Here is a 12,770-nt window from a genome sequence, read left to right on the forward strand (position 1 = left end):
GGCTGGTGAGCACCATTGTCGTGTTTGGCGCGGGCGGCACCGCCGGGTCGCGGGTCGCCGCCGAGGCGGTCGACCGGGGGCACCGGGTGATCGCCGCGGTCCGCCGCCCGGAGGCCACCTCCTACCTGCCGGCCGGGGTCCGGGTGGTGACCGGGGACGCCACCAGCGAGCGGAGCGTGCGGGACGTGGCGCCGGACGCGGACGCGCTGGTGGTGGCGATCGGCGGCGGCGAACGCGAGCTGTGGCGGAACGCGGCGGAGACCCTGGTGACGACGCTGCGGGGGATGCCGGCCGCCCCACGGATCATCCATCTGGGTGGCGGGTCGACCCTGCTCACCCCGCGCGGCACCCGCATCCTGGACGAGCCGGACTTCCCGGCGGAGTACCGGGACTCCGCGCTGGGGCAGGCCGACGCCCTGGACTACTACCGCACCTCGGCCGACGGGGTGAGCTGGACCTACGTCTCGCCGCCGCCGCTGGAGTTCCATCCCGGCGAGCGCACCGGGCACTACCGCACCGGCACCGACCAGCCGGTCACCGATGAGCAGGGCCGCTCGGTGCTGACCTACGAGGACCTTGCGGTGGCGATCGTCGACGAGATCGAGCAGCCCCGGCACCAGAACGCGCGCTTCACCGCCGCGTACTGACCCGGGGGCCGGCCGGTCGCGGTCAGTCGGCGAGCCGGGCCGGGAAGCCACCGGTGGCGATCGGACCCCACGCGTCGATGGTGACCCGGATCAGCGACTTGCCCTGGCGCACCATGGCCGCACGGTAGTCGTCCCAGTCGGGATGCTCGCCGGAGATGCTGCGGAAGTACTCCACCAGCGGCTCCAGCGCCTCGGGCAGGTCCAGCACCTCGGCGGTGCCGTCGAGCTGTACCCAGGGCCCGTTCCAGTCGTCGGAGAGCACGCAGGCCGACACCCGGGGGTCGCGGCGGATGTTGGTGACCTTGGCCCGCTCGGGGTAGGTGGAGACGACCAGCCGACCCTCGCCGTCGATGCCGGCGGAGACCGGGGAGGACTGCGGGCGACCGTCGGCCCGGGTGGTCATCAGCACGACGCGGTGTCGCGGCCGGAGGAAGTCGAGCAGGGAGTCCCGGTCGACCCGGGTGTTCTTCGCGATGCTGCGCGCCATCACTCTTTCCTACCAGGGTGGCGGTGGGTCAGCTGGGCCGGGTGGCGGCGCGGTGCACCGCCTGGGCGGGCACCCGGGGCCGGCCGGTCGGGCGCCAGGCCCGGCCGTTGGCGTAGATCACCCGGAAGCCGAGGTACGAGGCGAGCGGCGCCCAGTGCGCCGAGCCCATCCGCAGCTCGGCGGCATTGTGTCGCTGGCCGTTGGCCAGCACGTCGAGCAGGACGGTTTCGAAGGCCGCCGATTCGACCCAGTCGACTTCCCGGGTGAAACCGCAGATCAGAGCGGCTCCGGTGACCTCCAGGAACTCGCGCAGCACCGCGTCCGAGGCGCGCAGCACCGAACAGCTGCCGAAATAGAGTCGGCGCCCCTCGCACCGGCCGGCCATCAGCTCGGCCACCTCGTTCAACTCCACCGACTGCCAGTCCGTGAGGCAGAGCCGGCTCGGTTCGCCGTGCATGGCGAAGAAGCCGACCCGGTGGTCGGCGTACTGCTTGAGCAGCCAGCGGTCCAGGAAGTAGAACAACTCGTCGCGGGTCGCCGCGTCCTTGTGGATAAAGCGGATCTTGCCCAGGCGCTCCAGCAACTCCAGCGTGGGCAGCACGGAACCCCGCTCGTTGAGGTCGCGGTGCCACTGACCCTCGACACAGAAGACGCCACCGCGTGCCACGTGCACCTCCGCCAGTCCGCCGCCCGGGGCTGACGTTACCGGCCTCCGATCGGCAGGGAACATCACCCTGGGTGTGGTCGATTGCGACGTTCGGTGCGGTTGGCCGCCCTCGGGTTGATCGGGGGTGAATGGCTGTTTCGCAAATCAGCCGAATTCACAGCCAAGACCCAGGTACAGCGAATCATGAGGACAATTCTCGTTATTGCCGCCAACCGCACTGATCAGTGCGAGGGTGGAAATCACGGGACGTCCCGGTCGATGTCCCGAAGCCCACCCCATTCGCTCTCCTATCGGGAGGACTTCTGTGCGCGTAAACACCTTGAAGCGAGCTGCCGTCGCATTCGCCCTGGCGTTGCCCGGGGCAGCAATCGCCGCGGTGGTCGCCGCGCCAGCGGCGCACGCGGACGCCTGCTACACCTGGAACCGGACCCTGACCCAGGGGCGCTCGGGCGACGACGTCCGTCAGTTGCAGATCCGGGTCGCCGGCTGGGCCGGGTACCGCGACATCGTGGAGAACGACGGCCGCTACGGACCCAAGACCGCCGCCGCGGTCAAGCGGTTCCAGCAGGCGTACGGGCTGCGCGCCGACGGGATCGCCGGCCCGCAGACCTACGCCAAGCTGTACCAGCTCCAGGACAACGACTGCACGCCCGCCCACTTCAGCTACAACGAGCTGGACGACGGGTGTGGTCGGGGCGGATGGACCGGCGGCCCCCTGTCGGCGGCCCAGACCCGCCAGAACGCGCTGCGCACCATGTGGAAGTTGGAGGCGCTGCGCAGGAGCCTCGGCGACAAGCCGCTCAACGTGTCGAGCGGGTTCCGCAGTCGGGCCTGCAACAACCAGGTCAACGGCGCGTCGGACAGCCAGCACCTGTACGGCAACGCGGCCGACGTCACCTCACGGACGTCGTCGCTCTGCCAGGTGGCCCGCGGCGCCCGCAACAACGGCTTCAGCGGAATCTACGGCCCGGGCTACCCCGACCACGACGACCACGTGCACGTCGACTCGCGGCGGGAGAACAACAGCGACAACAGCTCGAACACGACGAGCTGGTCCGCGCCGGACTGCGGGATCGGGGCCGGCAACGACTGACCCGGTACGGACAGCACGACGTCGGCCCGGCGCGGGTGGGGAAATACCGCGTCGGGCCGACGTCGTGTCGCCCCGGGTCGGGCGGGGGGCGGGGGTAGCTCCGCTCAGCTCGCCCGGGGCCAGCGCGGCGCGGTGACGGGGGGAGTCACCGGCCGGCCAGCAGCGGTGGGGCGTACCCCGGGAGGGACGACCCGTGCGGCCTGGTGCCGCGCCGGGAGCCCGCCGGTACGCCCGGCCGGGGTCGGATACCCGGCGGTCGCCGTTCCCGTTCGGGTGGCGGCGGGGCGCGCGGACGACGGCCCCGTGGCCGTGAACGGGAAGGGCACGTGCACGAACGGGTTGCCGTGCCGGATCAGCGCCTCGATCTGTCGGTCGTTGAGCCCGTGTGTCTCCAGGACCCGCCGCCCCCAGCGGTGCAGGCGGCACGGGTACGACGCCCCGTCGTTGCGGCACAACGGCCCGGTGGGCCACTCCTCGGCGGTGTGCACCACCACCGCCCGGACCGCGAGCCGGACATCCTCAGGGGTCAGCGGTGCCGGCATGGGCACCTCACCCAGCACCTGATCGATGGGATCCGTCGACTGCTCACCAACTCGCACGGTAGGCCTCCCGCAGTTCGGCAGCGACACGGCGGACCCGCCGCATCGACATCCTCGGGCATTGGTACGGCCCGCACCGGACGAAAGTTCAATCCCGGTACGCGGCAAGCAGATCCTCGGGGGACAACACGCGTACCCCGTCGACGGCCGCGCCACTGCGCGACACCGCCAGGGCCGGCACAGTCTCGTTGGCGCCGGGCAGCCGGGACCGGTGCAGGAGTAGTCGACCCAGGTCGTGTGCGTCGAACGGCCGCTTCTCCTGCCACTTGATCGAGCCGACGAAGCAGATGCGGCTGGCGACAGGACCACGATCGGCACCGACCACATCGATCTCCGGGTCGTTGGTCCTCGTCCAGTAGCCACCGATCTCCGCTGCCTCCGCCGGCAGATGGTCGTTCGGCAGCCGGCGCAGCGCCTCCCGGACAACTGGTTCGATCACCCGCCCGCGCCAGGACGCCCACGACGTGACGATCCTGTTCAAGGTCAGATCGCCCCGGCCTCGCTCGATCTCCGACAAATGGGGCCCCAGGAACGACAACCAAAAGCGCAGGTACGGATCGGCCACCGCGTACCGTTTCTCCCGCGACGGCTTCGTCGACAGCGGAACGCTCGCCTCCACGGCGCGCTTGTCGGTCAACAGACGCAGCGCCCGGGTCAGGGACGCCTGCGGAAGGTCACCCGTCGCGCGGGTGATCAGCGAGAAGGTTCGCTCGCCGGAACCGATGGCCCGCAGCACCAGACCCGCCTGGGACTGGGGCGGGAACTCGGCTGCCAGTGCCCGTTCGCCGCTGACCAGCAGGGCGGAGGTCGGATCCCGTACCGCATCGGCCAGATACTCGTGGACCGGTGCGCCCGACGGCCACTCATCGAGGATCAATGGCAGACCGCCCGACACCAGGTAGGCGTCGAACGCGTCGGCGGGGGGCAGGTCGAGCATGTCGCGGACGTCGGCCGGGCTCAGCGGTGGGATGACCATCTCCGTGGCCCGCTGGTGGAATGGCCGACCATAATCGTTCAACGCCTCCATCATCGCGAGATCCGATCCGACACAGATCAGCAGGACCGGCCGCCGGGACAGCTCACGATCGAAGACCTTCTGCAACGTCCCCTCGAACCCCGGGTCACTCGCGATGAGGTACGGCATCTCGTCCAGGACGACGACACTCGGGCGGTCGGTCGGCAACGCGGCGGCGAGCAGGGTGAGCGCCGCATCCCAGGTCCGTGGCTGCTGTTCGCGCAGCATCCGGGCACCCGGCAGCGTCGAGGCGGCCGCCTCCTCCACGAAAAGCGCGAGATCGGCGGCGACGGTCGGTTGCGCCGAGGCCGTGAAGAAGAGGTGCGGCACCTCTGCCCGCTCGACGAACTCCTCCACCAGTCGGGACTTGCCGACCCGTCGGCGACCGCGCATGAGGAGGGCACGACCAGGCCGACCAGCCCGACCACCTCGTTCGACCCGGGAAAGCATGCCGTTCAACAGCGACAGCTCATGATCCCGCCCCACGAAGCCGTCCACGCGATCACCCCTGACACATCCACCGATGGAACACTCAACTATGAGTGTACCTCATCCGTGTTATTGGGGCTCGCTCTTCCGGATCGGCGTGGCCTCCGCTCAGACCAGGCCGGCGTCGTGGACCAGCAGGGCCACCTGGACCCGGTTGTTGAGGTCGAGGCGGGTCAGCAGCCGCGAGACGTACGCCTTCACCGTGGCCACGCTCATGAACAGCTCCCCCGCGATCTCCGCGTTCGTGCACCCCCTGCCCAGCGAGACCGCCACCTGCCGCTCCCGCTCACTGAGCCCGGCGAGCAGCCGCAGCGCCCGCTCGCGGCGGGGATCGGGGCCGGCCGGACCCGGGACGGTGGCGGTCACGTGGGCGATCAGCGTCCGGGTCACCGTCGGGGAGAGGGTCGCCTCGCCGGCCGCCACCCGACGCACCGCGTGCACGATCTCCGCCGGCGGGGTGTCCTTGAGCAGGAAGCCGGCCGCCCCGGCGCGCAACGCCCGCAGCACCTGCTCGTCGGCGTCGAAGGTGGTCAGGACCAGCACCTCCGGTGGGTGCGGCTGGGCGCGCAGCGCCTCCGTGGCGGTCAGCCCGTCCACCCGGGGCATCCGGATGTCCATCAGGACCACATCCGGGGAGTACGCGGCGACCGCCGTGGGCACCTCGGCGCCGTCGGCCGCCTCGCCCACCACGGTCAGGTCGGGCAGGCCGCCGAGGATCATCGAGAGCCCGGCCCGGACCAGCGCGTCGTCGTCCACGATCAGCACCCGGACCGGGGCCGGACCGGCACCGGCCGGACCAGCCGGACCGGTCACGCCGGCCACGGCAGCCAGGCGGCGAGCCGGAAGTCGCCCGCGTCGTCCCGGCCGTACGCCAGCCGGCCGCCAGCCAGCGTGACCCGCTCGGTGATGCCGACCAGGCCCGTGCCGGCACCCGGCAACTCGCCCCCGGCCGGGGTGCCGACCGGCCACCGGTTGCCGATCGCCACGGTCAGGCCGGTGCCCGGCCCGCCCGACACGTCCACGGTGACCGCCGCGCCGGCCGCGTGTTTGCGGGCGTTGGTGAGCCCCTCCTGCACGATCCGGTACGCGGCCCGCCCCAGCGCCGCAGGCACCTCCCCCGGCGTGGCGACGCTGTCGCTGACGTTCACCCGCACCCCCGCCGTACGGGACTCGTCGATCAGGGCCGGCAGGTCGGCGAGGGTGGGCTGCGGGGGCTCGGGGGCGTCGCCGTCGCCGTCGGCCCGGAGCACCCCGATCACCTCCCGCAGGTCCTGCAGTGCGGCGTGCGCGCTGCCCCGGATCACCCCGGCGGCGCGGGCCACCTCGTCCGGCGGTGCGTCCGGGCGGAACTCCAGCGCCCCGGCGTGCAGGCTGAGCAGCGAGATCCGGTGGGCCAGCACGTCGTGCATCTCCCGGGCGATCCGGGTGCGTTCGAGGTGCCGGGCCTGGGCGACCCGTAGCTGCTGCTCCGCCTCGGCCCGCTCGGCCCGATCCCGCAACGACACGATCAACTGCCGGCGGGCCCGCACGAACATCCCCCAGGCCAGCACGGCGAAGCTGATCACCACGCCCCACGCCGCCGTGGCCCAGTACGACATGTTCGGGTCCGGACGCAGCCAACTGAAGACCATGTTCGTGACCAGACCCACGCCGGTCACCGCCACCGCCACGGCGGTACGCCGGTGCACCACCACGGTGAAGTAGAGGATCACCAGCGGGACGGCCGAGGCCATCGAGAACAGCGTGAGCGGCGCGGTCGCCAGCGCCAGCCCGAGCGGCCACCGCCGGCGCAGCCAGAGCAGCCCGCAGCAGGCCAGCCCGAGCAGCGCGTCCGCCCCGGTCATCCAGTCGTGCGGCAACGGGGTCGTGATCGCCGGGTCGGGCGACAGGGCGTCCGCGGTGACGAACAGCACCCAGAGCAGGGACAGCAGGAAGGCCAGGGTGTCCACGGCCCAGTCCCGGGTGGTGCGGCGCGGCCGCCGGGCCGCCGCGTCCGGGCTGGTGGCGCCGGCCAGCGCCCCGGGCAGCAGCCAGGGGTGTTCGGGCACGGCGAGGCTGGTCACGAGGCCATGCTAGGCAGCCGACGGGCGCCGCGACCAGCTACCAAAGTCGAGACCCGCCGGTCGACCAAGGTCGGTGCGGCACCGACCGGTGGCCGCAGCGGATGGCCGGGCGGCGCGGGCACGCTCATCGACATGATCACCGTGGAGAACCTCACCAAGCGGTACGGACCGCACCCGGCGGTGGACGACGTGTCGTTCCAGTGCGAGCCGGGAACCGTCACCGGCTTCCTCGGCCCCAACGGCGCCGGCAAGTCCACCACCATGCGCATGATCTGCGGGCTCACCGCACCGACCGCCGGTCGCGCCACCGTCTCCGGGCGCGCCTACCGGGAGCTGCCCAACCCGGGGCGGGAGGTCGGGGTGCTGCTGGACGCCTCCGCCCAGCACGCCGGGCGCACCGGCCGCGAGGCGTTGACGCTGTCCGCGTACACCATGGGGTTGGACCGGCGCGAGGTCGCCGCGAAGCTCGACCTGGTCGGGTTGAACGCGGTGGCCGCGAAGCGACGGGTGCGGGCGTACTCGCTGGGCATGCGCCAGCGGCTCGGGCTGGCGCACGCGCTGCTCGGCAACCCCCGCGTGCTGATCCTCGACGAGCCGGCCAACGGCCTGGACCCGGAGGGGATCTTCTGGATGCGCGGCCTGCTGCGCGACTTCGCCGACCGGGGCGGCACCGTGCTGCTCTCCTCCCACCTGCTGCGCGAGGTGGAGGCGGTCGCGGACCGGCTGGTGGTGATCGGGGGCGGCCGGATCGTGGCCCAGGGCAACAAGAACGAGTTGCTGGCCGGCGACGGCACGGTGGTCCGGGCGCGGGACGGCGCGGCGCTGCGCCGGGCCCTGGAGGCGGCCGGCCTGAGCGCCGCCGACAGCTCCGAAGGGCTGCTGGTGCAGGCCGACGCCGAAGCGGTCGGCCAGGCCGCCGCGGACGCCGGTGTCGCGTTGGCCGAGCTACGCCCCGCCGGTGGCGGTGGCCTGGAACAGCTCTTCCTCACCCTGACCGCCGGCGAATCCACCAAGGAGGCCGTCCGATGACCACCGCCACCGCACCCACCGCCGGCGCCGTCGCGCCCCGGCAACACGCCCCGGTACGCCGCCCGTCGATGCTCCGCCTCACCGTCGTGGAGTTGCGCAAGCTCGTCGACACCCGAGCCGGCCGCTGGCTGCTGATCACCATCGGCCTGGTCGCCGCCGTGATCGTCACCCTTCAGTTGATCTACGCGAAGGACGTCGAGCAGACGTTCGTCAACTTCTTCGTCCCCTCGCTGCTGCCGGTCGGGGTGCTGCTACCGGTGCTCGGCATCCTGTCGATCACCAGCGAGTGGTCGCAGCGGACTGCCCTCACCACGTACGCGCTGGTGCCCCGCCGGGAGCGGGTGGTCGCGGCGAAGCTGATCGCCGTGATGCTGACCGCGCTCGCCTCGGTGCTGGCCAGCCTCGCCGTCGCCGCCGTCGGGACGCTGGTGGCGTCCGCCACCGGCGGCGCGGGCACGTGGGGGATGGACGCGTCGTTGATCGTGAACGCGGTGATCCTCCAGGTCACCAGCGTGCTGATGGGCGCCGCCTTCGGTCTGCTGCTGCTCAACCCGCCGCTGGCGATCGTCGGTTATCTGCTGCTGCCCACCCTGTGGGGAGTGCTCGGCGAGATGGTCCGACCCCTGCGCGGCCCGTCCGAGTGGCTGGACACCAGCAAGACCATGGAACCGCTGTTCAGCAGCGACGCCGTCACCGGCGAGCAGTGGGGGCGGATGGCGGTGTCCCTGCTGGTCTGGATGGTCCTCCCCCTGGCCGCCGGCCTGGTCCGGACGCTCCGCCGCGAGGTGTCCTGACCATGGACGTCGCCGGCAGCCGCCCGCACACCGTGGTCAGCGGCGGCCGCGTGGAGCTGGCGGTCATGTGGGGCGGCTTCCCACTGCTCGGCGCCGCCGCCGGCGGTCTGCTCGCGCTGGCGGCGGGCTGGGTCGCCGGTCTGCCCTGGGCGCCCCTGCAGGGGCTGTTCGAGCTGCTGGACCGGCTGCCCCAGCCGCAGGCCACCGCCGGCACGGCGGGGGTGGGCGCACTGGCCGGGCTGGTGGTGGCCGGTATCGGCACCGCCGAACGGCTGATCGTCACCGTCGACGCGGCGCAGGTCCGCCTGCGCCGCGCCGGCAAGGACCGGCACGTCAGCCGGGCCGAGACGCGGGTGGTCTTCGTCGACGACGGGCACCTGGTGCTGCTCGACGCCGACAACGCCGAGCTGACCCGGGAACCGACGGACCTGCCGGCCGACCGGCTGGCAGCGGCGTTCCGGACACACGGCTGGGGCTGGGCGGACGGCGACCCGCACCGGTCGTCGTACCGGCTCTGGGTGCCCGACCTGCCCGGGCTGCCCACCGGCGCGGACGCGCTGCTGCGCGCCCGGGAGCGGGCCGTCCAGAAGGATCGCCGCGACGACGCCCGGGAACTGCGCCGGGAGCTGGGCCGGCTCGGGGTGGTGCTGCGCGACGAGGAGAAGCGGCAGTACTGGCGGCTGAACGGGCGCGCCGTCACGCCCGGGCAGCAGGAGCCGACTTCGGCCGAGCGGGGGCCCGACGGGCGGTAGCGTCTGTCCCAGAGACCCTGGGAGCGGGCGATGACTGAGCGGCAGCCGTACCGGGTGGTGTCCCGACACCCCGGCTTCGAGCTGCGCCGGTACCCGGCCCACCTGGTGGCCGAGGTGCAGGTCCAGGCGTCGTTCACCCGGGCGCCGCTGGAGGCGTTCCGGCCGCTGGCCGCGTACATCGGGGGCGCCAACCGGGTGCGGCACCCGATCGGGGCCGGACCGGCGACGCCGGACGCCACCGGCACGACGAAGATCCCGATGACCGCGCCGGTGGTCCAGGAGGAGGGTGAGCGGCCGGGCGCGTACCTGGTGCAGTTCGTCATGCCCGCCGGCTCCACCGCCGCCACCCTCCCCGAGCCGGTCGACGCGCGGGTGCGGATCCGGGAGATCCCGGCCCAGCTCGCGGCGGCGATGCGCTTCTCCGGCCGGTGGACGGAGAAGGCGTTCGGGCAGCGGGCCACCGCGCTCGGCCGGTCGGTCACGGCCGCCGGGCTGCAACCCACCGGCGCGATCCGGTACGCCCGGTTCGACCCCCCGTGGAAGCCGTGGTTCCTGCGCCGCAACGAGGTCGTGCTGCCGGTGGTGGAGTGAGCCGGCGGAGGTATTTACCTCTGTCGCTGCATGGGTAACAGTGGCGGTACGCACCGCGCGCGGGGCGCGGTCGAGAGGGGGGACGACGATGACCTCCACGGGCGCCAGTCCCGGTGGCAGCGGGGTGTTCCGCCGCAAACCGGTCGAGGAGATCGCGGACGAGAGCGAGGAGGGCCTGTCCCGCTCCCTCGGTCTGTGGCAGCTCACCGCCATCGGGGTGGGCGGCATCATCGGCGCCGGGATCTTCGCGCTGGCGGGCGCGGTGGCCAACGAGACCGCCGGCCCGGCCGTGCTGGTGTCGTTCCTGATCGCCGGCCTGGCAAGTGCCGCCGCCGCGCTGTCCTACGCCGAGTTCGCCGGCATGATCCCCAAGGCCGGCTCGGCCTACACCTACGGGTACGCGGTGCTCGGCGAGGCGGTCGGCTGGTTCATCGGCTGGGACCTGCTGCTGGAGTACACCGCGATCGTCGCGGTGGTGGCGATCGGCATCTCCGGCTACTTCGGCTTCCTCGTCGGCGAGCTGGGCGCGGAACTGCCGGCCTGGATGCTCGGCGCCCCGGGCACCGGTGAGGGGCACGTCGTGGACCTCTTCGCGGTGGTGCTCTGCCTGCTCATCGCGTACCTGCTCAATCAGGGCATCAAGACCGCCGCCCGGTTCGAGACCTTCGTGGTCGGGCTGAAGGTGGCGGTCGTGCTGCTGGTGATCGTGGTCGGCTTCTTCCACATCCGGACGGCCAACTACTCGCCGTTCTTCCCGTTCGGGCTGAGCGGGGCGTTCACCGGCGCGGCCACGGTCTTCTTCGCCGTCTTCGGCTACGACGCGATGAGCACCGCCGCGGAGGAGTCCCGGGACGCCCGTCGGCACATGCCGAAGGCGATCATCTGGTCGCTGGTCATCTCGATGGTGCTGTACGTGCTGGCCACCCTGGTGCTGACCGGGATGCAGAACTACCGCAACATCGACGCGGAGAGCGGCTTCTCCTCGGCGTTCGAGTCGGTGGGCCTGTCCGGGCTGGCCAGCGTGATCGCGGTCGGTGCCATCATCGGGATCCTGACCGTCATGTTCACCTTCATGCTGGGCGTGACGCGGGTCTGGTTCTCGATGAGCCGCGACGGGCTGCTGCCGGCGTGGTTCGGCAAGCTCCACCCGGTCCGCCGGGTGCCCACCCGGGTCACCTGGATCGTCGGGGTGGCCTCCGCGCTGATCGCCGGCTTCCTGCCGATCCGGGAGGCGGCGGAGCTGACCAACATCGGCATCCTGCTCGCCTTCGTGGTGGTCTGCGTCGCGGTGATCGTGCTGCGCTACCGCCGCCCGGACGCGGCGCGGACGTTCCGGCTGCCGGGGATGCCGGTGGTGCCGGCGGTCGGCGCGCTCTTCTCGCTGTGGCTGATCACCTACCTGGCACCGGAGACCTGGCTGCGCTTCGCCGTCTGGTTCCTGATCGGCGCGCTGATCTACGCCTTCTACGGTTACCGGCGCTCGGCGCTGGCCGGCCGCCCACCGGCGACCCCGTCCGGCCCGTCCGGACCGACCGGCCCGGACGGGGACGGCGGATCGGGGCGGTAGCCGAGCGCGGGCGGCCAGGCCAGCAGGAGCGCCATCCCGAGCCCGGCGAGCACCCCGCCCAGGGAGACCAGCAGGTCGGAGTCGGCCGCGTTGATCGGGCTGTTGCCGGCCAGCGCCGTGAACGTCGCGCCGATCGGCACCAGCACCATCATGGTGATGCCCACGACCAGCAGCATCGCCACCGGACCGACCAGCGCGGCGACGGCGGCCAGGGCGTGGTGTCGCCAGGCGGGCCGACCGCCCGGCCAGTCCCAGGCGAGCAGGGTGACCCCGGTGAGCAGCACCGCCCCGAGGGCGAGCTGCGGCAGGGATCGCGGGCCGGGCGGGATGGCCCGGACCAGTCCGACGCCGGACACCGCCGCCACGCCGAGCCCCGCCGCCAGCAGCCAGCGGGTCCGGCCGCGGGCCGGGGCCGCCGCCAGGGCCGCCCCGACGGTCAGAACGACCAGCAGCGCGCCGGTGGCGGAGGCGGCCGGATTCAGCTCCGGCTCCCGGTCGGTTGGTGACTCGATGCCAGCGGCCACCATCGCCAGCACCCCCGCCACGCAGGCCGCGCCGGTCAGCGCCCACCGGTCCGCCGCGGCCGGCCGTACGCGCCGATCCCGGCGGAGCAGGACCGCCGCCACCGCGCCGAGCACCGCGCAGCCGCCAGCGGTGAGCAGCACGGTCGCCTCCACACCGCTCGGGTCGGCCCGGTCGATCGCCACGTCGGCGGCGACCCAGAGACCGCCGAGCAGCACCCCCGGGCCGCTCCACCTCAGGTGCCCACGGCCGGCCAGCACCAGCCCGAGGACCACCGCGACGATCGCCGCGAACCGCAGATCCCGCGCCCAGTAGGTGTTGTTGCCCGGCAGCCGCTCCGACCACGGGCCGATCGGCTCGGTCAGCGGTTGCAGCACGGTCATGCCGATCGCCCAGAGCAGCACGGCGGCGGCGGAGAGGAGCAGCCCGACCGGGCGCGCGGATCGCATCCGTGG

General features: G+C 72.8%; 14 protein-coding genes. 7 read left to right on the forward strand and 7 right to left on the reverse strand.

Translation table 11 applies throughout. The features are described from left to right. The first annotated feature begins 5 nt into the window (after positions 1–5). Positions 6–647, forward strand: a complete 642-nt coding sequence (locus M8C17_RS22885) for an NAD(P)-dependent oxidoreductase (protein WP_252418585.1) — start codon at positions 6–8, stop codon at positions 645–647. Between the two features lie 22 nt (positions 648–669). Here the strand turns inward: M8C17_RS22885 and M8C17_RS22890 are convergent, their stop codons facing one another. Together M8C17_RS22890 and M8C17_RS22895 are read right to left on the reverse strand one after the other, a co-directional pair. Beyond that, positions 670–1,134 (reverse strand): PPOX class F420-dependent oxidoreductase, encoded by a 465-nt coding sequence (locus tag M8C17_RS22890; RefSeq protein WP_252418586.1) that lies wholly within the window; start codon positions 1,132–1,134, stop codon positions 670–672. Positions 1,135–1,162: 28 nt separating this feature from the next. Then, positions 1,163–1,801 carry a DUF6642 family protein gene (locus M8C17_RS22895; RefSeq protein ID WP_252418587.1) on the reverse strand — a complete coding sequence of 213 codons (639 nt, stop codon included), beginning with the start codon at positions 1,799–1,801 and terminating at the stop codon, positions 1,163–1,165. A 304-nt stretch (positions 1,802–2,105) separates the two neighbouring features. Between M8C17_RS22895 and M8C17_RS22900 the strand changes: the two genes are divergently transcribed. Next, positions 2,106–2,894: a D-Ala-D-Ala carboxypeptidase family metallohydrolase gene (locus M8C17_RS22900; RefSeq protein ID WP_252418588.1), complete on the forward strand. Its 789-nt coding sequence runs from the start codon at positions 2,106–2,108 to the stop codon at positions 2,892–2,894. A gap of 104 nt (positions 2,895–2,998) precedes the next feature. On the opposite strand, the gene M8C17_RS22905 is transcribed toward M8C17_RS22900, so the two are convergent. From M8C17_RS22905 to M8C17_RS22920, 4 genes are all read right to left on the reverse strand, one after another. After that, entirely contained in the window at positions 2,999–3,493 is a 495-nt protein-coding gene (locus M8C17_RS22905; RefSeq protein ID WP_252418589.1) for a hypothetical protein, read from the reverse strand. A gap of 88 nt (positions 3,494–3,581) precedes the next feature. Next, positions 3,582–4,901: an ATP-binding protein gene (locus M8C17_RS32210; protein WP_374558902.1), complete on the reverse strand. Its 1,320-nt coding sequence runs from the start codon at positions 4,899–4,901 to the stop codon at positions 3,582–3,584. 204 nt (positions 4,902–5,105) lie between these two features. Beyond that, a complete protein-coding gene (locus M8C17_RS22915) occupies positions 5,106–5,828 on the reverse strand; it encodes a response regulator transcription factor (protein ID WP_252418660.1) in 723 nt (240 codons plus the stop codon). Further along, the gene (locus M8C17_RS22920) at positions 5,807–7,060 is read right to left on the reverse strand and encodes a sensor histidine kinase (RefSeq protein WP_252418590.1); all 1,254 of its coding nucleotides are present in this window, start codon (positions 7,058–7,060) and stop codon (positions 5,807–5,809) included. The genes M8C17_RS22915 and M8C17_RS22920 overlap by 22 nt, the downstream gene beginning before the upstream one ends. Before the next feature lie 132 nt (positions 7,061–7,192). Between M8C17_RS22920 and M8C17_RS22925 the strand changes: the two genes are divergently transcribed. The 5 genes from M8C17_RS22925 to M8C17_RS22945 all read left to right on the forward strand — a co-directional run bounded on the left by M8C17_RS22925 (position 7,193) and on the right by M8C17_RS22945 (position 11,793). After that, positions 7,193–8,089: an ABC transporter ATP-binding protein gene (locus tag M8C17_RS22925; protein WP_252418591.1), complete on the forward strand. Its 897-nt coding sequence runs from the start codon at positions 7,193–7,195 to the stop codon at positions 8,087–8,089. Then, positions 8,086–8,883 (forward strand): ABC transporter permease, encoded by a 798-nt coding sequence (locus M8C17_RS22930; RefSeq protein WP_374558905.1) that lies wholly within the window; start codon positions 8,086–8,088, stop codon positions 8,881–8,883. Before M8C17_RS22925 ends, M8C17_RS22930 begins: the two co-directional genes overlap by 4 nt. Before the next feature lie 2 nt (positions 8,884–8,885). Beyond that, positions 8,886–9,635: a hypothetical protein gene (locus M8C17_RS22935; RefSeq protein ID WP_252418592.1), complete on the forward strand. Its 750-nt coding sequence runs from the start codon at positions 8,886–8,888 to the stop codon at positions 9,633–9,635. Positions 9,636–9,665: 30 nt separating this feature from the next. Continuing rightward, complete coding sequence (locus M8C17_RS22940; RefSeq protein ID WP_252418593.1) at positions 9,666–10,226, forward strand: heme-binding protein; 561 nt, start codon at positions 9,666–9,668, stop codon at positions 10,224–10,226. Positions 10,227–10,314: 88 nt separating this feature from the next. Beyond that, positions 10,315–11,793, forward strand: a complete 1,479-nt coding sequence (locus tag M8C17_RS22945; protein ID WP_252418594.1) for an amino acid permease — start codon at positions 10,315–10,317, stop codon at positions 11,791–11,793. On the opposite strand, the gene M8C17_RS22950 is transcribed toward M8C17_RS22945, so the two are convergent. Beyond that, a complete protein-coding gene (locus M8C17_RS22950; protein WP_252418595.1) occupies positions 11,697–12,764 on the reverse strand; it encodes a hypothetical protein in 1,068 nt (355 codons plus the stop codon). The two genes, M8C17_RS22945 and M8C17_RS22950, sit on opposite strands and share 97 nt — an antisense overlap. Positions 12,765–12,770 lie beyond the last annotated feature (6 nt).

Origin of the sequence: Micromonospora sp. RHAY321, from assembly GCF_023896955.1 — a bacterium.
In the GTDB taxonomy this organism is placed as follows: domain Bacteria; phylum Actinomycetota; class Actinomycetes; order Mycobacteriales; family Micromonosporaceae; genus Micromonospora.